General features: G+C 74.2%; 1 pseudogene. It reads left to right on the forward strand.

The features are described 5' to 3' along the window. Positions 1-411 (forward strand): annotated as a pseudogene (locus LPA54_RS40445) (homoserine kinase); the annotation flags it as partial.

Raw genomic sequence — 411 nt, forward strand, 5'->3', positions numbered from 1 at the left:
GCCGCCCGCGCTGTGACCATCGGCGCCGAGGCCAAGCTCGACGACACCGCGCTGCTCGAACTGGCCACCGAGATCGAGGGCCACCCCGACAATGTCGCGGCCTGTCTGCTCGGCGGTTTCACCCTGTCCTGGATGGAGGGCGGCGCCGCCCGGGCGATCAGGATGGAGCCCGCCGATTCCATCGTTCCGGTGGTTTTCGTGCCCGCGAAGCCGGTCCTCACCGAGACCGCGCGCGGACTGCTCCCGCGCACCGTGCCGCACGTCGACGCCGCCGCCAACGCGGGCCGTGCCGCCCTGCTCGTCGAGGCCCTCACCCGGCGCCCCGAGCTGCTGCTGCCCGCCACCGAGGACCGCCTGCACCAGGAGTACCGCGCCCCGGCCATGCCGGAGAGCGCCGCACTGGTGGAGCGG

This window comes from Streptomyces sp. DH12 (assembly GCF_020873895.1).
In the GTDB taxonomy this organism is placed as follows: domain Bacteria; phylum Actinomycetota; class Actinomycetes; order Streptomycetales; family Streptomycetaceae; genus Streptomyces.